The sequence below is a fragment of the Streptomyces sp. NPDC055955 genome (assembly GCF_042270245.1).
In the GTDB taxonomy this organism is placed as follows: domain Bacteria; phylum Actinomycetota; class Actinomycetes; order Streptomycetales; family Streptomycetaceae; genus Streptomyces.
The window spans coordinates 599,707-618,901 of record NZ_JBHJYS010000001.1 but is presented as its reverse complement, the minus strand read 5'-3'; the positions used below and the strand labels follow the sequence as shown (position 1 = coordinate 618,901).

At 72.1% G+C, this 19,195-nt stretch carries 14 protein-coding genes; 7 read left to right on the top strand and 7 right to left on the bottom strand.

The window, feature by feature from the left end; translation table 11 throughout:
• Positions 1 to 47 precede the first annotated feature (47 nt).
• Positions 48 to 2,942 (bottom strand): glycoside hydrolase family 2 TIM barrel-domain containing protein, encoded by a 2,895-nt coding sequence (locus tag ACFC96_RS02570; protein ID WP_376609737.1) that lies wholly within the window; start codon positions 2,940 to 2,942, stop codon positions 48 to 50.
• A 32-nt stretch (positions 2,943 to 2,974) separates the two neighbouring features.
• Positions 2,975 to 4,201: an ROK family protein gene (locus ACFC96_RS02565; protein WP_376609735.1), complete on the bottom strand. Its 1,227-nt coding sequence runs from the start codon at positions 4,199 to 4,201 to the stop codon at positions 2,975 to 2,977.
• Between the two features lie 128 nt (positions 4,202 to 4,329).
• Here ACFC96_RS02565 and ACFC96_RS02560 point away from each other — a divergent pair, with 128 nt between their 5' ends.
• Both ACFC96_RS02560 and ACFC96_RS02555 read left to right on the top strand, forming a co-directional pair.
• Positions 4,330 to 5,022 carry a pyridoxamine 5'-phosphate oxidase family protein gene (locus ACFC96_RS02560; protein WP_227298029.1) on the top strand — a complete coding sequence of 231 codons (693 nt, stop codon included), beginning with the start codon at positions 4,330 to 4,332 and terminating at the stop codon, positions 5,020 to 5,022.
• Between the two features lie 61 nt (positions 5,023 to 5,083).
• Entirely contained in the window at positions 5,084 to 6,403 is a 1,320-nt protein-coding gene (locus ACFC96_RS02555; RefSeq protein WP_376251202.1) for a radical SAM protein, read from the top strand.
• Positions 6,404 to 6,624: 221 nt separating this feature from the next.
• Here the strand turns inward: ACFC96_RS02555 and ACFC96_RS02550 are convergent, their stop codons facing one another.
• Both ACFC96_RS02550 and ACFC96_RS02545 read right to left on the bottom strand, forming a co-directional pair.
• Complete coding sequence (locus ACFC96_RS02550; RefSeq protein ID WP_227298035.1) at positions 6,625 to 7,092, bottom strand: peroxiredoxin; 468 nt, start codon at positions 7,090 to 7,092, stop codon at positions 6,625 to 6,627.
• Entirely contained in the window at positions 7,089 to 7,430 is a 342-nt protein-coding gene (locus ACFC96_RS02545; RefSeq protein ID WP_376252094.1) for a hypothetical protein, read from the bottom strand. The genes ACFC96_RS02550 and ACFC96_RS02545 overlap by 4 nt, the downstream gene beginning before the upstream one ends.
• A 281-nt stretch (positions 7,431 to 7,711) precedes the next feature.
• Between ACFC96_RS02545 and ACFC96_RS02540 the strand changes: the two genes are divergently transcribed.
• The 5 genes from ACFC96_RS02540 (at position 7,712) to ACFC96_RS02520 (ending at position 15,502) form a co-directional block, all read left to right on the top strand.
• Positions 7,712 to 11,185 carry a hypothetical protein gene (locus ACFC96_RS02540; RefSeq protein WP_376609733.1) on the top strand — a complete coding sequence of 1,158 codons (3,474 nt, stop codon included), beginning with the start codon at positions 7,712 to 7,714 and terminating at the stop codon, positions 11,183 to 11,185.
• The gene (locus ACFC96_RS02535; protein ID WP_376609732.1) at positions 11,182 to 12,162 is read left to right on the top strand and encodes a hypothetical protein; all 981 of its coding nucleotides are present in this window, start codon (positions 11,182 to 11,184) and stop codon (positions 12,160 to 12,162) included. The genes ACFC96_RS02540 and ACFC96_RS02535 overlap by 4 nt, the downstream gene beginning before the upstream one ends.
• Positions 12,163 to 12,415: 253 nt before the next feature.
• Positions 12,416 to 13,495 (top strand): ribosome small subunit-dependent GTPase A, encoded by a 1,080-nt coding sequence (gene rsgA / locus ACFC96_RS02530; protein ID WP_376609730.1) that lies wholly within the window; start codon positions 12,416 to 12,418, stop codon positions 13,493 to 13,495.
• A gap of 127 nt (positions 13,496 to 13,622) precedes the next feature.
• Positions 13,623 to 15,023 carry a DNA-3-methyladenine glycosylase 2 family protein gene (locus tag ACFC96_RS02525; protein ID WP_376609914.1) on the top strand — a complete coding sequence of 467 codons (1,401 nt, stop codon included), beginning with the start codon at positions 13,623 to 13,625 and terminating at the stop codon, positions 15,021 to 15,023.
• The gene (locus tag ACFC96_RS02520) at positions 15,020 to 15,502 is read left to right on the top strand and encodes a methylated-DNA--[protein]-cysteine S-methyltransferase (protein ID WP_376251206.1); all 483 of its coding nucleotides are present in this window, start codon (positions 15,020 to 15,022) and stop codon (positions 15,500 to 15,502) included. The genes ACFC96_RS02525 and ACFC96_RS02520 overlap by 4 nt, the downstream gene beginning before the upstream one ends.
• A 24-nt stretch (positions 15,503 to 15,526) precedes the next feature.
• Here ACFC96_RS02520 and ACFC96_RS02515 read toward each other — a convergent pair whose 3' ends face one another.
• The 3 genes from ACFC96_RS02515 to ACFC96_RS02505 form a co-directional block, all read right to left on the bottom strand.
• Positions 15,527 to 15,895, bottom strand: coding sequence for a PPOX class F420-dependent oxidoreductase (locus tag ACFC96_RS02515; protein WP_376251207.1), 369 nt, complete (start codon positions 15,893 to 15,895; stop codon positions 15,527 to 15,529).
• Positions 15,896 to 15,972: 77 nt separating this feature from the next.
• Positions 15,973 to 17,403, bottom strand: a complete 1,431-nt coding sequence (locus ACFC96_RS02510) for an amidase (RefSeq protein WP_376609728.1) — start codon at positions 17,401 to 17,403, stop codon at positions 15,973 to 15,975.
• Positions 17,400 to 19,097: an MFS transporter gene (locus ACFC96_RS02505; protein WP_376609726.1), complete on the bottom strand. Its 1,698-nt coding sequence runs from the start codon at positions 19,095 to 19,097 to the stop codon at positions 17,400 to 17,402. The genes ACFC96_RS02510 and ACFC96_RS02505 overlap by 4 nt, the downstream gene beginning before the upstream one ends.
• Between the last annotated feature and the right edge of the window lie 98 nt (positions 19,098 to 19,195).

Sequence of the window (19,195 nt, the reverse complement as noted above, 5' to 3'; positions counted from 1 at the left end):
ACGTGATCGAACCGAGTGCGGAGCCGTACCTTCCGGTGTCCCCCGGCTCACCCCGCCGCCGAGAACGTGAAGGCGAACGTGGCCGGGGCCACCTCGCGCACGTACGGGGGGAGCGGGCCGGGGCCGCAGGACTGGGAGCCGATGCCGTGCTGGGCGTGGTCCAGGTTCACCCACACCGTGTCCCCGGCCACCAGGTCCGTGCGGTGTTCGGCCGCGTCGAGGTGTTCGCTCGTCCAGCGACGGGCCGTGAACCAGAACTCCGGCTCGCCGTCGATCCGCAGGCCGCCGATCTCCACCCGGCGGACGTCCGCGCGCGCACCGTTCTCCTGCGGGCGCACGTACGGAGTCTGGAGCTCGTCGACGGACGCCTCCCACCGCCCGAGCCGCGACGCGGCCCGCGTGTCCGGGTAGGCCTCGCCGGGACCGCCGCCGAACCAGCGTGCGTGCGTCGCGGACGACGGCAGGCCGAGGCGGACGCCCAGGCGGGGGAGGGGTACCGTCCAGTCGCCCTCGGGGGTCACCGAGACCGTCAGGGTCAGGCGGCCCGCCTCGTCCGCCGTCCAGCGGTACTCCGTGCCGAGCGCGAACTGCTCGGCCGCGGGGGCCACCCGGGTCCGTACCGACAACGCGTCCGATTCCAGAGCGACTTGGTCGATGCGGTGCCGCATGCGGTGCAGACCCGCCGTGCGCCACAGGGGGCCGAACCGGCGGTCCGCCTGCCAGTCGGCGCCGTTGTCGTTGTCCGTCGGCGCCCGCCACACGTCCAGGCGCACCCCGGTGACCGGCACCTGTCCGACACTCCGCAGCGCGCCCGTCCGCGCGTCGAAGACGGCCGGGCCGAGCGTGATGACGTCCGCTTCCCGCGCCGGCGACACCCCGTCCGCGGGAACCACCGACTGCCGTCCGGACACGGGGAGTTGACCCCATGCGACCACATGACCCCGGTCCGCCCACGCGGTGTCGCGGGCGAGCGCCGCCCGTACCGTCCACTGCGTCTCCGCGCCCCGCGCCGCGTCCGGCGGGGCGGGCAGCTTGACGTCCGCGCTCTCGCCGGGCGCGAGCGCGGGCACGGTGAGGGGGCCCGACTCCACCGCCGCGCCGTCCACCTCGTAGGACCAGGTGAAGGCCAGCGCGGCGAGGTCCGCGAAGTCGTGGCGGTTCGTGACACGGACCGTGCCGGTGGTCCCGTCGCCCTCGATCAGGACCGGCTCGATCACCTTCTTGTACTCGACGAGTCCGGGCGAGGGCGTGCGGTCGGGGAAGAGGAGCCCGTCGCAGACGAAGTTGCCGTCGTGCAGCTCCTCGCCGAAGTCACCGCCGTACGCGTACCCGTACCGCCCGTCCGCGAGGCCGTGGTCGATCCACTCCCAGACGAACCCGCCCTGGAGCCGGTCGTACGTCTCGAACAGGCGCTGGTACTCGGAGAGTCCGCCGGGTCCGTTGCCCATCGCGTGCGCGTACTCGCACAGGACGAACGGGAGCGCGCGGCGCGCCTCGGGGCCCTCGTCCTCGTACCGGCCGATGCGTTCGACCTCGGCGTGGTCCGCGTACATCCGGGAGTAGACGTCGGTGTCGGCGCACGACGGGTCGCCCTCGTAGTGCAGGGGGCGGGACGGGTCGCGGTCGCGGATCGAGGCGGCCATCGCGCTCAGGCCCGCGCCCGTGCCGCACTCGTTGCCGAGCGACCAGAGGATCACCGAGGCGTGGTTCTTGTCGCGTTCCACCATGCGGGCCGCCCGGTCGAGGAGCGCCGGGGTCCAGCGCTCGTCGTCGACCGGATTGCGCCGCCACCGCTCGTGGGTGAAGCCGTGCGTCTCCAGGTCGCACTCGTCGATCACCCACAGGCCGAACTCGTCGCACAGGTCGAGGAAGGCCGGGTGGGGCGGGTAGTGCGAGGTCCGCACGGCGTTGATGTTGTGCCGCTTCATGAGGAGGACGTCGTGCCGCATCGTCTCCTCGTCCACGGCGCGGCCGCGCTCCGGATGGAACTCGTGCCGGTTGACGCCGCGGAACAGGATCCGCTTCCCGTTGACCTTGAGGACGCCGTCCTGCACGGCGACGGTCCGGAAGCCGGCGCGGAAGGGGATGATCTCCCCGCCCGGCGTGGCCAGTTCACCCGCGTACAGACGCGGCGTCTCGGCCGTCCACGGCTCCACCGGCAGCGTCACCGGCTCACCCGCGCGGACGTCCACGCCGAGTTCGGGCACGGTCACGCGCCCGCCCGCGCTCGCCTCGACCCGCAGCGTGCCCTCCCCGGTGCGGTGGTCGTACGCGGTGTGCACGAAGAAGTCGGCGTCCGCGCCGTCGGGCCGGTGCAGCAGCGTGACCCCACGGAAGATGCCGGGCAGCCACCACTGGTCCTGGTCCTCCAGGTACGAGCCGGACGACCACTGATGGACGCGTACGGCCAGGACGTTGTCCTCCGGGCGCAGCAGCCCCTCGACCGCGAACTCGTGCGGCAGCCGTGAGCCCTTGAACTCGCCGAGCTCCTCGCCGTTCAGCCAGACCCGCGCACACGACTCGACCCCCTCGAAGCGCAGCACGGCCGCGCCCGACGCCGGCCAGTCGTCCGGCAGGTCGAAGACGCGCAGGTGGTCACCGGTCGGGTTCTCGGTCGGGACACGCGGCGGGTCGACGGGGAACGGGTAGACGGTGTTCGTGTACGCCGGTGACCCGTGGACCCCGTCGCCCTGGAGCACCCAGTGCCCGGGCACCGTCAGCTCCGTCCAGGCGGACGCGTCGTGGCCGGGACGAGCGAAGGACTCGTCGTGCGCGTCAGCCGTCGCCGAGAGGCGGAAGCGCCACTGGCCGTCCAGGGACAGGGACGCGGCGTCGGAGGCGGCGTACCAGGAGCGCGGCGCGACACCGCCGGTCCCGGGGGACACCTGCTCGTAGTAGGGGAGTGCGGATTCCTCGGGGAGGGACACCTCGGGGAGGGACATCGTTCTCCTTGACGGTCAGGTCGTGTCGACGGTCAGGTCGTGTGCGGAGTGAGGGTGGTGCCGGTCAGGCCCGGCGACGACAGCACGCCCTCCAGGGCGAAGGTCGCCGCGCCCAGGCTCACGGGGTCGGTCGGTATCGGGGACAGGACGATCTCGGTGGCCGCGAACGGGCTGCCCAGCGCGTGCCGCGCGACGGCCTCGCGCACCTCGGTCAGCAGGGGCGTACCGAGCGCGGCCGCCACCCAGCTGCTGAGGACGATCACTTCGGGGTTGAGCAGGTTCACCAGGTCCGCGACGGCGGCGCCGAGATGGCGGGCGGTCTCCCGGACGACCCGCAACGCCACCGGGTCGCCGTCGGCGGCCGCGCGGCCGAGCGCGCCGATCGTGGCGGTCTGGTCCCCGTCGGTCGACAGCACGCTGTGCGGGGCGAGTTCGCGCAGTGTGCGCATGATGGCGGGCGCTCCCACGTACGCCTCCACGCACCCGGCGCCGCCGCAGCGGCAGGGCCGCCCGTCGAGCACGAGGGTGGTGTGACCCCACTCGCCGGCGCTGTTCGTGACGCCGCGGTGCAGGGCGCCGCCGAGCGCGAGGCCGGCGCCGACGCCGGTGCCGAGGTTGATCACCACGGCGTCGTCGCGGCCCCGCGCGGCACCGAACCACAGCTCCGCGACCGTCGCCGCCCGCAGCGGGTTGTCGAGGTGGACCGGGTAGGGGAGGCGCTCGCCGAGCAGCGCGGCGAGCGGCACGTCGCGCCAGCCCCAGTTCGCGGCGCGGACCGCGACGCCTCGCTCGCGGTCGACCTGCCCCGGCATCGTGACGCCCACCCCGAGCACCCGCGGCGGCCGGCGCGCGCCCGCGGCGTCGACCACGGTCCCCACCGCCGCGGCGATCCGGCCGACGACCTCCTGGGGTGCAGACTCGCCGGGCCGCAGCTCCTCCTCGGCGCGCGCCACGACGCCCAGCGCGAGATCGAAGAGCTCCGCGTGCACGTACGTCTCCGCCACGTCGACGCCGACGAGCGCGCCGCCCGCCGCGTCCACCGCGACCAGCGAGCGAGGACGCCCGCCCGCGGACTCCTCGAAACCGACCTCGACGAGCAGACCGAGCGCCGTGAGCTCCCCCACGAGCGTGGCGACCGTCGCCTGACTGAGCCCGGTCGCCGCCGCCAACTCGCCCCGGGAGGCGGGGGACTTGGCGACGAGGTGGCGCAGCACCGCGTACCGGTTCGCCGTCCTGATGTCCCGGGAAGTGCGCTTCACCGTGTCCCCCTCCTGCGCCCGTTTCGACGCTACGGCCGCCCGCGGCCTTTCGACAAGGGGTTTGAAAAGGGGTTGGTGAAAGTCCCCGCCCGCGAGGGGGTGACCGCCACGGAGTACCGTCCGACCGCATGACCCAGACCGAGAACGCGACAACGCTGTCGCGCACGCTCCCGCAGACCGACCGCACGCGCCACAGCAGGCTCCGCGAGCAGGGCAGCCTCGAACGCTCCGACCTCGAGGCGATCCTCGACGCGGGGTTCGTCTGCCACCTCGGCGTCCTCGTCGACGGCCGCCCCGTCGTCGTCCCCACCGTCTACGGCCGCGACGACACCCGGCTCTACCTGCACGGATCGGTGGCGAGCCGCAGCCTTGCCGCCGAACCCGACGCGCCGATATGCGTGACCGTCACCCACGTCGACGGCCTGGTCCTCGCCCGCTCCGTCTTCGAGCACGGCGTGAACTACCGCAGCGCGATGATCCACGGCGTACCGCGCACGGTCACCGACCCCGACGAGAAACTCGCGGGCCTGCGCCGCCTCACCGAGCACGCGACCCCGGGCCAGTGGACGTACGCCCGTCGGCCCAGCCGCAAGGAACTGGCCGCCACCACCCTTCTGGTGCTGCCCCTCGACGAGGCTTCCGTCAAGATCCGCTCGGGTGCGCCCGACGACGGCGACGGGCCCGACGCCGCCCTCGGCCTGTGGGCCGGCACCCTGCCCCTGACCTCCCGCTGGGGCGCGCCCACCGCCGACCCGCTGCTGCCGCCCGGCATCACCGCCCCGGCCCACATCGTGGCGCGCGCGGGGACCCGGCAGGGCTGACCGGCAAGCGGGGGCATACCGTGAGTTCTCGAGCACTGAATCTGGGAGCGAGGAGTACGGGATGCAGAGCCGCACGGCACTGGTCGAGGACCTGATGGAGCGCTTCCCGCACGTACCGCGGGAAGCGGTGTTCAAGGAGGACCTGCTGCGCGGCGGCGTGGCGTTCGACAAGTCCGCGCTCAGCGACAACGAGTCCGGTGACGTCAAGCCGAAGTCGTACTTCATCTTCTCCTTCGACCACGGCACGCTCCCCGAGCTCGGCGAGGCCGCGCTGCGCCGCCCGCCGGAGGAGATCATCCTCACCGGCGGCCCGTACGACCTGCGACGCACGGTCGTCTCGGTCCGCGTGAACCCGTCGTCGCCCTACCGGGTCGCGGCCGACGAGGACGGGATGCTCGGCCTCTACCTCGACGGGAAGCGGATCTCGGACGTCGGCGTCCCGCCGATGCCGGAGTACTACCGGCACAAGCTCTCCAACGGAAAGTCCGTCATGGAGGTGGCCCCCACCATCCAGTGGGGCTACCTGATCTATCTGACCGTCTTCCGCGTCTGCCAGTACTTCGGCGCCAAGGAGGAGTGCCAGTACTGCGACATCAACCACAACTGGCGCCAGCACAAGGCGGCCGGTCGCCCGTACACCGGCGTCAAGGACGTCGACGAGGTCCTCGAAGCCCTCCAGATCATCGACAAGTACGACACCACGAAGGCGTCCACCGCCTACACGCTCACCGGCGGCGCGATCACCTCCAAGCTCCAGGGCCGCGACGAGGCCGACTTCTACGGCCTGTACGCCAAGGCCATCGAGGAGCACTTCCCCGGCCGCTGGATCGGCAAGGTCGTCGCCCAGGCGCTGCCCAAGGACGACGTGCAGCGCTTCAAGGACTACGGCGTGCAGATCTACCACCCCAACTACGAGGTGTGGGACCGCCGCCTGTTCGAGCTGTACTGCCCGGGCAAGGAGCGCTACGTCGGCCGTGACGAGTGGCACAAGCGCATCCTCGACTCGGCCGACGTCTTCGGCGCGCGCAATGTGATCCCGAACTTCGTGGCCGGCGTCGAGATGGCCGAGCCCTCCGGCTTCACCACCGTCGACGAGGCCATCGCCTCCACCACCGAGGGCCTGCGCTTCTTCATGTCGCACGGCATCACGCCCCGCTTCACCACGTGGTGCCCCGAGCCGACGACCCCGCTCGGCAAGGCCAACCCGCAGGGCGCGCCGCTGGAGTACCACATCCGGCTCCTGGAGGCCTACCGCTCCACGATGGAGGAGTACGGCCTGTCCTCGCCCCCCGGCTACGGCCCCGCGGGCGCCGGCCGCGCCGTGTTCTCCGTCAGCTCGTTCATGGACAGTCTCGCGCCGGAGACCGCCCCGGCCGGCTAGCCGCGGCTTCGCCCGCACGGACGGTGCCCCCGGTCGGCGACGGCCGTCGCCCGCGCGAGACGGGCGGCGGCATCGTCCTTTCGGCCCAGGAGCAGGGCGAGTTCACCGAGTGCGTACGCGACCGGCCGGGTCGCCACAGTGAAGCCCGAGGAGGGCGGCGGGGCGTCCCGGTGGTCGCCGAGGTGCGGTGACGGCAGGCCGCCCGCCCGGTCCGGCTGTGGTCAGGCCGCCCGCTCCCGCAGCACCGCGAGCGCACGGTCGGCGTGGGCGCTCATGCGGAACTCGCTGCGGACCACCTCGAGGACGACGCGGTCCTGTCCGAGGACGAACGTGGCCCGCTTCGTCGGCGCGATCGAGAAGCCGCGCGCGACCCCGAACCGCTCGCGCACCTCGCCCTGCGCGTCCGAGAGCAGAGGGAAGCCGAGCGTGTGCTTCCCGGCGAACTCCGCCTGGCGCTCGACCGGATCGGCGCTGACCCCCACGGGCCGCGCGCCGACGGCCGCGAACTCGGCCGCGAGATCCCGGAAGTGACAGGCCTCGGCGGTGCACCCGGGCGTCATGGCCGCCGGGTAGAAGAACAGGACGACGGGGCCCTCGCTCAGCAGCTCCGACAGCCGCGTCGGGGTTCCGCTCTCGTCCGGCAGGGTGAAGTCCTCGACGGTGTCGCCCGCTTCGACGCGCTTGCTCATGATCCGGCCTCCTGGGCCTTGGCCACGCCGCGCGCCCACAGGACGAGCGGCACCTGAAGGGGAAGCCGCGCGAGGGCCGCGGTCCTCAGCGGCGCGGGCTTGTCGCGCCAGTCGACCGCCATCTGCACATTGGCGGGGAAGACGCCCACGAAGAACGCGGCCGTGGCCTGGGCGGCCCTGCGGCGCGTCCACGGCAGCGCGATACCGGCCGCGAGCGCGAGCTCGACGGCACCGCTCGCGTACGTCCACGCGCGCGCGGAGCCCGGCAGCGCGCGGGGCACCGTGGCGTCGAAGGGCTTCGGGGCGACGAAGTGCGTCACTCCGGCACCGGCGAGCAGCCCGGCGAGCGCGAGTGACGTGCGCGTGGACGACGAACGGGACCTGGAGCGAGCCGTCGGGCCGGAGCGGGAACCGTTACGGGTGTCGGTGCCGGGGCCGGCAGGTGATCGGGGCACGGGGGCCTCCTGGGGAGATCTGGAGCGACGCCCGCGATATTACTGGGCGGTAAGTAGTCGCGGGAAGCGCTGTCGACGACGATTCCGATTCCGTCGACTCGCGCCGTGCCGATCCGGCGATCTCTATGCTGGGCAGGTCGGGCACGCCGTTCGTGAGGAGAGCGATGAGCGCTCACTACGAGGACCTGGTCAACCGTCTCGAGCAGGGTCCCAATTTCCTCCTCCTGGGGCAGAAATACCTGGGCCTGGAGAGCGGTGAGGATCCGCTCGTCGGACCCGTCTCGCGCGCGGCGGCCGACTCGACCGGCCGACTCGACCTGTATCAAGTCTTGTTGAGCGTCAAGAAGGACCGCAAGGAAGCGGTCCTGTCCGCGCTGTCCTCGGCCGCCTCGGAACTCACCACACCCGCCTGGCTCGACCTGGTGGCCGGCCTCCCGTGGAACGGAGTGTTCAGCACCGCGGTCGACTCGATGTTCGTGCGGGCCCTGCGCAACGAGTGGCGCCAGGTGCAGCCCGTGGCCTCATCAGCGTTCCGCCCGTCCGCGCCCCGCAGCACGAGCCAGGTGCAGGCCGTTCTCCTCTTCGGCGGCGCCGACCAGCCGCCCGAGAATCAGCCGCCCACCGGCCGCCTCGCGCTCGGTGCCCGCAAGTCGGAGGCGCGCGCCCTGGCGCAGCGCCTGCCCGACGAACTCATCACCCCACGCGGCGTGCTGGTCATCGAGGCATGGGGCGTCGACGACTGGTTCAGCCCCGAGGACCTGTACGGGGTCCTGCACCGTCTCGGCCACGAGCAGGCGCACCTGTTCTCGGCGACGTCCGCGGAGCTGGAGGACGAGTACATCGCGGCGGCGGTCGAGGAGGGCACCCTCGTCACCCACGCCGAGGACTTCGCGAGCTATGTCGAGGACGCCAGGGGACGCGGGCGCCTCACCGACCTCCAGCGCTTCGACACCGGCGGCCACCAGATCCGGCACGGCCGAGAACTGCACGAGGTGCCGCGCGAGATCTGGAACACAGTCGCTTCCTTCGGGCAGCCGCTCGACGTGGACCTCCTCACCGCACCGCCCGCCCAGTCGCACGAGCTGCGCTATCTGAAGTTCCGGGAGTTCCTCGGCGCGACGGAGTCGTCCAACATCTGGTCGGCGGTCGCGGGCGGCCTGCCGTTCCGCCGGGACTACGAGGGTGTGCTGCGCGACCGGGTCGACGCGGCGCTCGCCAGCCGCGGCTTCCTGGAACGGCCGCTGCTGCTGCGCGGGCAGACGGGCAGCGGCAAGACGATCGCCCTGGCGTCGCTGGCGCACGCCATCGCACGGGAGGGGCAGCACGCGGTCGTACACATACCGCGCCGAGCGAACCGCCCCTCCTTCGAGGCGATCGACTCGTTCTGCGAGTGGGCCGAGAAGGTGTCCATCCCGACCACGCTCCTCGTCTGGGACGGCATGGTCGACCCCGACGAGTACTTCCGGCTCGCCAAGTATCTCGACTCGCGGGGCCGCCGCGCGGTGCTGGTCGGCAGCTGCTACCGGACCGACGACACCGGCAAGGCGGCCCGGCACGTCGTCCAGGCCCCCGCGTCGCTGAGCGGCGCCGAGATGACCCGCTTCTCGCAGCACCTCGAATCCCTCGGGATCACCATTCCCGACCGGGACAAGAACCTGATCCAGAAGGACAAGACCTTCCTGTCGGCCCTCTACCGGCTGCTCCCGGAGAGCCGGGGCCCCGTCAGCGGCGGCCTCGTGCTCGAACTGCGGCACACCGAGTCTGCCCTGGCCTCCGCCATCAGCACGTCTTCCGAGTACGTACCGCCGACCGCGATGGCAGCGGCCCTGGAGAAGGCGGGTCTGGTCGACAACCTGGAGGCCGCACTCAGCGAGATGGGCGACTCCTCGGGCTCGGAGGCCTTCCGCGGCCCGTACGAGCGGCTCGTCAACGTCGTCCTCGTGGCCTCCCGCCACGGTCAGTCCATCCCCCTCGAACTCGCCCTGCGCGTCGTCGGACGCGACGGCGTGCGCAACCTTCCCCAACTCCTGGGGAAGGTCGACCTCGTCCGCTGGCTCGAGGACCGGCACGGCAACTACCTGCTGTCCGCCCGCAACGAGCTGGAGGCGCAGATCCTCGTCACGGCCGAGCAGACCAGCGGAGAGTCCGAGATCAAGGCCATCGCCGAGGTACTCTCCGCGATCCGCCCGGACAGCACCTACGTCGGCGGCCCCGAGGTCCAGTTCGCCGTCGACCTCCTCAACCGCATCGGCCCGCAGGGGGAGCAGGAGGCGCGCTACGCCCAGCACTTCCTGCGCATGGCGGACGCCATCGCGCAGGCCAACGGGGCCAGTGTGATCGCCAATCCGCGGCTCGCCCTGCTGGAGACGAACCTGTGCCGCGAGTGGGTCAAGTTCGCGCAGCGCAACCGGCAGCCCAACGTGGAGCAGCGCGCCGAGGTCCTTGAACGGGCCGAGCTGGTCGTCGAGTCGGCCCTCGCCACCCTGTCGTCCTCGTCGCGCACCGGTGTCCGCGCCAACCTGATGGTGGAACAGGCCAGTGTCGCCGGAGCGAAGATCTACGAGCTGCTGCGCAGCGGACCGAACGGTTCCGTGCCCTCGCCGATGCCGGAGACCGAAGTCGTCGAACTCGTCCTGCGGGTGCTGCGCATCACGACCGACTCGATGAGCCAGGCGACCGACAAGTACTACCCGGTGGACGTCCTGTGCTGGGTCACCGTCGACGTGTTCGACAAGAAAGCCCTGCCTCAGCGCGAAGCCACCATGCTGCTCGCCGAATGCCTTTCACGGCTGCTGCTCATCGACGTCGGTGAGCTCAGCCCGAAGCAGGAGGCCAAGTACAACGCGCGCTTCGCCGACATCGCGACCATCGCGGGTGACGACCAAGTCGCCGACGAGCGTCTCCAGGAGCTCGCGCGGCACGACGCGCCCCTCGCCGCCTATCTGTACGCGCTCAGGGTGAGCGGCCTCATCCGCAACGAACCGGATCCAGAGGGGATCCTCGTCGCGCTGAAACACCTGCGCACCCACGCCGAGGCCGTGAACGACAAGCGCTGCATCCGCCTCCTCGTCGACCTGTTCTGGCTGGCCAAGACCGGCTACCGGTTCATGGGAGGCGAACGTCTGACGTTGCCGCTCACGCAGCGGGACTGGTCCGAGTGCCTGGAACTCGCGGGCCGGCTGCAGGCGGCGGACGAACTGTCCCTGATGCGCGTCGAGTTCATGCGCGCGCTCGCGCTCTTCCATCTCGGCCAGGTGTCGTCCGCCTTCGACTCGTTCCGCAGGGCGGACCAGCAGTCCTACGCCTACCGTCGGCGCGTCGTCGTGATGTACCTGGCCAGTGAGCCCGGCGGGAACCCGCGCAGGTACCACCCCGTCGTGCGCCGCGTCGACCCCGACCAGCGCAAGGGGTTGTGCTGGGTCGAGGAGCTCGGGCGCGAAGTGGCTTTCCAGCCCTACGACTTCGGCATCAGCGACCCGGCCCAGGGGCAGGCCCTGTCCGAAGCCTACGTCGCCTTCAACCTGCGCGGACTGCTCCTGGAGCCCGCTCGCAGGCCCGGTGACCGGCGAGGTCCCACCATCGTCACCGGCATCCCGGCACAGGTGAGGCGGACCCCCGCCGGGCCGGTGCAACGGTGAGCGGAACCGGCCGGCAACTGGCCCTCGCACCCCCCGGACTGCTCGTCACCCTCGCCGAACTGGACGCACGCAAAGCCGAGTTGGAACTACTCTGTGACGCGCTGACGTCCTGTCGAGTCGGTAACGATGTCACGGCGCCGCGGCCCGACCTGTCCAGCCCGCAGCACGGCTTCGTCACCACGACGATCTGGCTCAGTTCCTGGCTCGTCGAAGCGTGGGGGACCAGCCTCAAGTACCTTCTGGCGCAGGCCGGACGGGTGGGCACGGACGCCGAGGAGGCCGGCCGGTTCACGTACGCGCTCGGCCGGCTGCGTACGTTCTTCGCCCACAACCTCGACCCCGGCTCCACGCGCGACCGTGCGACCCGGGACACCTGTTACACCTGGTTCAAGGATGCCTGCGGGTCGCGGGTCCCGGGGCCCACCCAGTGGGAACCGTGCCTGGCGAAGCTGCTCGAATCGGCGCTCGCCTACCTGGAGGTCGCCATCGGCATCGCGCGGGCCGTCGAGCAGCACCCCGACAGCGTGAGCATGGCCAACCAGTGGCGGGACCGTCTCAGTCGCACGGACGTCGTCGTCGACTACCTGGAAGCTCTTCAGCGGGCGGCCGGTGACCTGGGCTGCGAAGGCCTCGACCTCGTCCAGATCCGCGACCGCTACCGCAAGCGCTGGTCGGACGCGCTGTCCCTGGTCCCCGCGACCGCCGACCTCGAAGAGGTGACCAGCCGCCATATGGAGCAGGCGCTCCTCGCGGAGATCGGACGGCGCCTGCCGTTCACGGCCGCGGACGTCATGGAGCGCCTGCGGCTCCAGCCGGGTGAACAGGTGGCGGTGGCGCTGCGCCTCGGCCAGGTCATCTACAGCCTCCACCCGAACCTCGACCGGACGTCACTGCTTGCCCTCCTGGCCGATTTCTGGGGCGCGAGGAGCGGTGTCGCAACGGAGGCTCAGGCCGGCGGGGCGACCCGCCGGGAATAATCCTTGGCGCCCCGCCCGTCCCGTCCCGTACGCTCGGCGACGCCCGCCACGCAGTGGTGTGCGCACACACGCGAGAAGCCAGGAGGTGGACTTCGATGAATGCCGTCACGCAGGGCGCCGCCCGCGTCCAGAAGCCCGTTCGTCCCACCTCCGTGGCCACCGGCTGACCGAACCACCTCTCCCGCGCCTGTGAGCGCGCGCCGGGGCCACCCTTGCGAAGGGTCACCCCTTGAACTCCCCTTTCTCCACTGACATGTCCCGGCATCCTCTCGCCGACTTCGGCTGGGACGACGACTGGGCCGCCGCGTTCGCCCCGTACGCCGCTCAGGGCCTCGTGCCCGGTCGCGTCGTCCGTGTCGACCGCGGTCAGTGCGACATCGTCACGCCCGAAGGACCCGTGCGCGCCGACACGGAGTTCGTCACCCCGCACGACCCGCTGCGGGTCATCTGCACCGGCGACTGGGCGGTGGTCGACGCGGACGGCTGCGATCCCCGCTACGTCCGCACGTATCTGCCGCGCCGCACGTCCTTCGTGCGGTCGACCTCGTCGAAGCGGTCGGAGGGCCAGATCCTCGCGGCCAACGTCGACCACGCCGTGATCGCCGTGTCGCTCGCCGCCGAGCTCGACCTCGGCCGTATCGAGCGGTTCCTCGCCCTGGCGTGGGAGTCCGGGGCCCAGCCCGTCGTCGTCCTCACCAAGGCCGACCTGGTGCCGGACGCCGCGACCACCGCGCACCTCGTCTCCGACGTGGAGACGGCGGCGCCCGGCGTGCAGGTCCTCGCGGTCAGCGCCGAGCAGGGCCACGGCATCGACGTGCTCGGCGCGGTCCTCGACGGGACGTCAGTGCTCCTCGGCCAGTCCGGAGCGGGCAAGTCGACGCTCGCCAACGCCCTGCTCGGCGCCGACGTCATGGACGTGCACGCCGTGCGCGACGTCGACGGCAAGGGCCGGCACACCACGACCACCCGCAACCTCCTGGTCCTGCCGACCGGCGGCGTCCTGATCGACACCCCCGGGCTGCGCGGCGTCGGGCTCTTCGACGCCGAGGCCGGCGTCGGGCAGGTCTTCTCGGAGATCGAGGCCCTGGCACAGGGGTGCAGGTTCCACGACTGCGCCCACGACGCCGAGCCGGGATGCGCCGTGCTGGCCGCGCTCGACGACGGGACGCTGCCCCCGCGCCGCCTCGACAGCTACCGCAAGCTGCTGCGCGAGAACCAGCGGCTCGCCGCCCGCACCGACGCCCGCCTGCGGGACGAGATGCGGCGCGTCTGGAAGATGCGCGGCGCCCAGGGCCGCGCCGCGATGGAGGCCAAGCGGGGGCGCCTCGGCTGAGCCGGCCCCGCGTGCGGCCTCCGCCGTCCCGTACGGGACGGCGGAGGCCGCGGCATCCCCGCGCCCCAGCGCCCTGTCCGAATTCCGCCAGCCCCCGGCGGCGCGCAGGCGCACACTGGAGGGCGTGATGATCGATGAGGACACGCGGTACGAAGCGGTGCGCAGCCGCGACGCGCGCTTCGACGGCGAGTTCTTCTTCGCCGTCGAGACGACCGGCATCTACTGCCGCCCCAGCTGCCCCGCGGTCACCCCCAAGCGGAAGAACGTCCGCTACTACGCCACCGCCGCGGCGGCGCAGGGCTCCGGTTTCCGTGCCTGCCGGCGCTGCCGCCCCGACGCCGTGCCGGGGTCGGCCGACTGGAACGTACGCGCCGACGTGGTGGGCCGCGCCATGCGCATGATCGGCGACGGCGTCGTCGACCGCGAGGGCGTCGCGGGACTCGCGGTGCGCCTCGGGTACAGCGCCCGCCAGGTGCAGCGCCAGCTCACCACCGAGCTGGGCGCCGGACCCGTCGCCCTGGCCCGTGCCCAGCGCGCCCACACCGCGCGCGTCCTGCTCCAGACGACCGGCCTGCCGATCACGGAGATCGCGTTCGCCGCGGGCTTCGCGAGCGTGCGCCAGTTCAACGACACGATCCGCGCGGTCTACGCCCGTACGCCCACGGAGCTGCGCGCCGAGGCCCCCGCCACCCGTGCCACCGCCACCGCGGCCGGTATCCCCCTGCGCCTCGCCCACCGCGGCCCCTACCAGGCCCGCCCCCTCTTCGACACCCTCGCCCGCGAGGCCCTCGACGGCGTCGAGGAGATGACCGGCACGCCGGGCGCCCGCGTCTACCGGCGCACCCTGCGCCTGCCGTACGGCACGGGCGTCGTCTCCGTCGACGAGCGGACCAGGTCGACGCCCGCGAGCCGCGCCGCGCACCACGGCGGCTGGCTGGACGCCCGCATCCACCTCACCGACCTGCGCGACCTGACGACGGCCGTGGGACGCCTGCGGCGCCTGTTCGACCTGGACAGCGACCCGTACGCGATCGACGAGCGCCTCGGCGCCGACCCGCGCCTCGCACCGCTCGTTGCCGCGCGGCCCGGCCTGCGCGCGCCGGGCGCGGCCGACCCCGACGAGCTGGCCGTGCGGCTCCTCGCCGGGCGGGCACGGTCGGCGCGGCTCGTCGAGCGGTACGCGAAGGCCGTCGACGCGCCCTGCGGCACCCTCACCCATGTCTTCCCCTCACCCGACGACCTCGCCGGGGAGCCGGGCCCCGTCGGGGCGCTCGCCACGGCCCTCGCCGCCGGCGCCCTGCGCCTCGATCCGGGCGCCGACCGCGACGACGCCGAGGCCGCCCTGCGCGCCCTGCCCGGCGTCGACGCCCGTACCGCCGCCCTCGTCCGCATGCGGTCGCTGGCCGACCCGGACGTGGCCCTGCCCGACGGGCCGGGGCAGGAACGCGTACCGGACACCTGGCGCCCCTGGCGCACGTACGCACAGCAACACCTCTGGACACAGCGACAGTTGGAGCAGCAGTCATGACCGTCTACTACACCGTGCTCGACAGCCCCGTCGGTGAACTCCTGCTCACCGGCGACGAGTCGGGCGCCCTCACCTCACTGTCCGTACCCGGGCAGAAGGGCGGGCGCACGGTGCAGCCCGGGTGGCGGCGCGCCCCTGAGCGGTTCGTCGACGCCGAAAGGCAGCTCACCGCGTACTTCGCCGGTGAACTCAAGGAATTCCACCTGGAGTTCAGCACCGAGGGCACCGAGTTCCGCGAGAAGGTGTGGGCGGCGCTGGACGCCGTGCCGTACGGCGCGACGACCACGTACGGCGCCGTCGCCGCGAGCATCGGCGCGTCACGCGCCGCGGTCCGCGCCATCGGCGGCGCGATCGGGGCCAACCCCCTCCTCATCGTCCGCCCCTGCCACCGCGTGATCGGCGCGGACGGCTCCCTCACCGGCTACGCGGGCGGCCTGGAGCGCAAGCAGCAGCTGCTGTCCCTGGAGGGGGTCCTGTAGCGCCGTCGCTTCTCCTGGTCGCTTCTACTCGTCCAGGCCCCAGCTGTGGATCTTGCGCGGGTGGATGCGGATGAGTTCCTCGCTGAAGTGCGGGCCCAGGTGGTGCGGGCCGGTGAGGAGCTCGGCCTCGCCCCGGATGTCGACGCCCCGCACCTTCCACGGCTCGAGGCTGAGGATGTCGTCGACGACGAGCGCGACCTTCGGGTTCGCCTGGAGGTTGCGCCATTTCTTCGTTGTCCCGAGCGCGTATCCGCCGACCAGGATCGTCCCGTCGTCCTGCGGGAAGAACCCCACCGGGTTCGCCTGGGGCTGGCCCTTCGGATCGACGGTGGCCAGCCGTCCCAGGCGCTGGGACTTCAGATACGCGATCTCGGCCTCGCTGAATTCGGTCATGGCCTCAGCCAAACACGATCGCCCCCGCCACGCATCGGGCCCCGGCCCCAGGGCTGTTGCCCGATGCGTTCCTTCGGCTACGAGAGCAGCGTTGCGTACCTGTCGTGCCAGGGGTGCGCCTCCTCCAGCTGCGCGCTCAGGGCGATCAGGGTGGCCTCGTCGGCGGGGCGGCCCACCAGGGACACGCCCACCGGGATGCCGCCCTGCGGGGTCCAGTACAGGGGGACGTTGACCGCCGGCTGGCCCGTCATGTTGTACGGGCTGGTGAACGCGCTGAACGCGCTCTGACGGCGCAGGTTGTCGAGCGGGTCGCCGGACTCGTCGAAGAACTCGAGCGGTTGCGGCAGCGTCGCCAGGGTCGGGGTGAGCACGGCGTCGTAGCCGGACGTCGCCCGTACGGCGTGGCGTGCCGCGCGCTGCATCCCGGTGATCGCGGCCGCGAGCTGCTCGCCGCTGACCCCGCGCCCGAACGCGCGCCAGGCCCGGGTCACCGGCCGCAGCAGCTCCTCCGCACCGGCGTCGAGAGCGTGGCCGAGCGACTGCACCCCCCACGCCGTCACGAAGTGGCCGCTGATCTCGGGGCCGAACGGCGTCGGGATGTCCTCCACGATGTGCCCGAGATCCTCGAGCAGGCGCGAGGCATGTTCCCAGGCCGCCACGCACTCGGGATCCACCGTCACGCCTTCGGCGGCGGGCCGCGCGTACCGGCCGATGCGCAACCGCCCGGGGGAGCGCTCGGCGTGGGAGAGGAACGTCTCGCCCGGCGGCAGCGGCGGCGCCCAGTGCGGGTCGCCCTGCTCGGGGCCCGCCAGCGCGTCGAGCAGGGCCGCCGCGTCACGCACGCCGCGCGCCAACGGACCTTGTACGGAGAGGCCGTTGACCTCGATCCCGGCGGGGCCCGAGCTGACCCGGCCCCGCGACGGCTTGATGCCGAACAGGCCGCAGACGCTCGCCGGGATCCGGATGGAGCCGCCCCCGTCGCTGGCGTGGGCGACCGGCACGAGGCCGAGCGCCACGGCCACCGCGGCCCCGCCGCTGGATCCCCCGGCGGACAGGGCCGGGTCCCACGGGTTGCGGGCCGGACCCGTCACCTCGTTGTCGGTGTAGCAGCAGCAGCCGAATTCCGGGGTGTTGGTCTTGCCGAGGCTGATCGTGCCTGCGTCGCGAAGCCGCGTCACGGTGTAGGCGTCGGCTTCCGGCACATGGTCCGCGAAGGCCTTGGACCCGTACGTCGTGCGTACGCCGGCCGTGTCGACCAGGTCCTTGACCGCCGTCGGTACGCCGAACAGCGGTGGCAGGTCCCCGTCCGCGCGCCGCTCCTGCGCGGCCACCGCCCCGGCCAGAGCGGCGTCGGCCGTCACCGTCAGGAAGGCGCCGAACCGCTCGTCGTAGCGCTCCACCCGGTCCAGGTGGTGTCGGACCAGTTCCACCGGGCCGACCTCGCCCTTGCGGACGGCGGCAGCCTGTTCGAGCGCTCCGAGTGCGTGCAGCTGAGTGGGGGCGGTCACGCGGCGCCCTCCTTCAGTTCGGCGACCTGCCGGGCCACGAGTTCCTCGTGCTCCTCGACGTCGCGGCGGGCGTCGCGCGGCCGCCACCTGCCCGTCATCACGAAGATGAACGGCAGGAACAGCACCTGCCCGCCGAGGCACACCCACCACCAGGTCTGCCACGCGTGCGCGTTGTCCGCGCTCGCCCGCTGGACCTCGGGCCCGTGCTCCCGCAGGATCTTCAGCTGCGGCGCCGCCTTCTGCACGGTCCTCAGCCCTTCGGCGCCGACCTCCTTCTGCGCCTGGGCGAGGAGCGAGGCGGGCACCTTGCCCGGTGCGTAGGAGTCGAGTTCGGCGAAGACCTTCGGGTGGGCCTTCGTGACGGCGAGGGCCGGAGCCGCCTGCGCCGACGCCGCCTTGACCTCCGCTCCATGCTCGATCAGCGGGGTCACGGTGCTCACCACGAGCGGCACGAAGGCGGCGGACAGGGCGACGGTGATCCGCACGATCCAGCCCCACACGGCGAGACCGGTGGCGGTGGCCGCCGGGTTGTGCCGCTCGACCGTCTCGGTGAAGCTCGCCATCCACGGCGAGTACGCGATACCGCTGGTGACGCCGATGCCCGCCACGATGAAGGCGAACGTGTAGTAGCCGGTGTGCGGTTGGGTGGCGTGCAGGGTGAACGCCAGCGTGAAGCCGATGGACCCGAGCGCGCCGAGCAGCATGAAGGGCTTGCGCACGCGCAGGCGGTCGGAGAAGAGGCCGGCCAGGACGAGGGAGATCGCGTTCGCTCCCCAGTACCAGTTCAGCAGGGCGTTGGCGCGCTGGGGGGAGTACCCGAAGGTGGTGGCGAAGTAGAGCACGAAGTTGCCGACGGCGGCGAAGTACAGCAGGAGGTAGACGCTGATGGCGACGGCGGAGCCGATGACGTCGAGGCGGAGCATCTGGCGCCACTGACCGCCCAGCGCCGCCTCGGTGTCCATCCCCTTGGCCCGCGCCTCGATCAGCGCACGGTCGCGCAGACTCACCATGATCTGGTCGCGCAGCGCCGGGGCGAGCTCGCGCAGTCCGAACAGCGCGACGACGAACACGACGAGGCCGCTGATGCCCGCGTAGCGGATCTCGTCCTGCCAGGTGGTGGCCCCGCTGAAGGTGCGGGAGGTGACGGCGGTGACCACGAGGCTGCCGATGATCGGCCCCATCGTCCAGTAGCCCATCGCCGAGGCCCGGCCGAGCTGTGGCGAGAAGTCCCTGATGAGCGCCGGGGTGGCGACCAGGATCATGCCCTCGACGAGTGACACGGCCGAGTAGACGACCAGATAGCTCACCTTGCCCGGGGCGTTGGGCAGGGCGAACGTGGTGAGCAGGCCGACCAGGAGCAGGCCGTAGACCACGATGTTCGCCCGGCCCCAGCGGTCGGCGAGACCGGCCACCAGGGACGAGAAGGCGCCCACCGCGTTGGCGGCGACCGATATGTACACGAAGTACAGGAACGTCATGTGGTAGTGGCTGATGATGGCCGTCGACACCGCGTACTGGATGTACAGCTGGTAGTAGAGAACGATCGTGGCGAGCACGACGATCGCCAGGTACCAGTACCGGGGGCCGCTCTCGGGGTAGTGGTCGAGCCGTCTGCCGCCGAGGCCGTTCAGTGCCGACGGGAACGGCCGGCTGGTGGGCCGCGCCGTGTCCGCCGGTGACGAAACCGACATCATGCCTCCCTGCTGTCGAGACACACGCCAGCGCGTGCATGGTCGGGGAGGTTAATACCGTCCAGTCGGTATCTCCTAGGGGTAGGACAAGGATTTGTGCT